Here is a 1,780-nt window from a genome sequence, read left to right as displayed (position 1 = left end):
ATACCATGTTAACATGCTGAAATCCTAAATTTTAAACCGTTTTACCTGTTCTGACAACTTGTTGGCCATTTCCGCCAACGCCTCGGAGGCCGCGTTCATCTCTTCTGTGGAAGCGGTTTGCTGCTGCGATGCGGCGGCCACCTCCTGGATGTCGTCCGCGGCAAGCGTCGCCAAACGGGCGATCTCGTCTGCATCTTTGACGATGCGTCCGGTATCCTGACGGATCGTTTGAGCGGCCTGGTTCATTTGCTCAATCTGCCTGTTTACATCGTCGACCGCCTTTAGGATCTGCAGGAAAGCCTGTCCGGCAGCTCCTGCGCCCTCTCTGCCTTCCTGAACGGCCCGGGTAGCCGCTCCCATCGCATTGACGGCATCTTGTATTTCCGTATGGATCGAATAGACCAATTGGGAGATCTCCTCGGCAGATTGACGCGACTGCTCTGCCAGCTTCCGTACTTCTGTCGCCACGACGGCAAAGCTTTTCCCTTGCTCGCCGGCACGAGCCGCTTCAATCGCTGCGTTCAGCGCCAGCAGATTTGTTTTCTCACTGATATCCCGAATGATGGAAATAATTCCCATGATCACTTCTGACTGCTCGCCCAATTGGCGGACAGCTTCTTCTGTCGTATGCACCTTGGTACTGATCTCGTCCATCTCGCGAGCCAGCCGGGACAATTTTTGTTCACCCTCATGCGCGTATTGTGTCGCGACGGCGGAATCATGGCTGACCCGGTCGGCAAAGGAAGCAATCTGTTCAATATCTCGACCCATTCGGTGCAAAGTAGCTGTCGTCGTCTGCACGGTTTCTTTTTGACGCTCCGACCCCGCCGCAATCTCTCCAGCCGCCATGGAGATTTGCTCGGAAGCCCGGGCACTCTCGCCGGCACTTGCGGTCAGTTCTTCCGAAGCACCGGCTACCTGCTCCGATACGTCCTGAACTTCTGCCATCATCTTGCGAAATACCGTCAGCATTTCGTTAAACATCCGCGACAATTGCCCCAGCTCGTCCCTTGAGGTGACAGGCACTTGCTGGGTCAGGTCGCCTGTTTCTGCTTTTTGCATCGCCTCGACCAGATTTTTTATCGGCCTGATCAGACGGTTGACGATCACGGCCCCGGCGAGCAGCGCGACAGCGCCGGCGACGATGGTGATGCCGAGAATAATGGTTTTGCTTTTTTCAAACGGCTTGAACAAATCGTCCTGGTAACTGCCGATGACCAGCATCCACCCGTTCGGCAGCATTTCGAAGGCGGATAACTTTGGTTCTCCTTTCCAGTCGTACTCCACCCACCCTTGTTTGTCTGCAAACATCTTTTGGGCAAAGTCGTAGACGCTTAGATCGTCTCCTTTCGTGTCGTCGGAAGGATGGATGATCGCCACGCCGTTCTCGTCCATCAGATAAGCGTAGCCGATCATCCCGTTTGGCTGATAGTAGGATTCTCCCACCTCGTATACGATCTTGGCGATTTCTTCGAGTTCTTCCGGGCTGGGTGACTTCGTCCGGGTGTAGGGGGCCAACTCCTTCGCTTTCAGCTTCGTTATGTACCGCAGGTCTTCAATCGTCAAGTTGTAAATCCCCTGCTTGGCGTTCTCAAATTGAAAATAGCCCGCTGTCAAAATGGGTACCAACGTGATAAAAACCAGCGTCAGCAGCATTTTGTAGCGGATGGAAGTTTTCTGTAACATTCTCTACTCCTCCAATGAGCAACCCTGTTGTTGGCAATTTGGTACTATTTTACCATTGTGAGAGTGAGAACGAGCAGAAAAGTATCCCGGAAAT

General features: G+C 53.2%; 1 protein-coding gene. It reads right to left on the bottom strand.

The window, feature by feature from the left end:
- Window positions 1-24: 24 nt before the first annotated feature.
- A complete protein-coding gene (locus HGBM_RS05530; protein ID WP_019120094.1) occupies window positions 25-1,686 on the bottom strand; it encodes a methyl-accepting chemotaxis protein in 1,662 nt (553 codons plus the stop codon).
- Between the last annotated feature and the right edge of the window lie 94 nt (window positions 1,687-1,780).

The organism is Brevibacillus massiliensis (genome assembly GCF_000311785.1).
Taxonomy (GTDB): domain Bacteria; phylum Bacillota; class Bacilli; order Brevibacillales; family Brevibacillaceae; genus Brevibacillus_C; species Brevibacillus_C massiliensis.
Note: the sequence above shows the minus strand (reverse complement) of the source record. Positions and strands in the feature narration are given on the sequence as shown.

Bases quoted from the DNA above. Each gene is read 5' to 3' on its own strand.
- HGBM_RS05530 (WP_019120094.1), bottom strand. From the start codon at position 1,686: ATGTTACAGAAAACTTCCATCCGCTACAAAATGCTGCTGACGCTGGTT.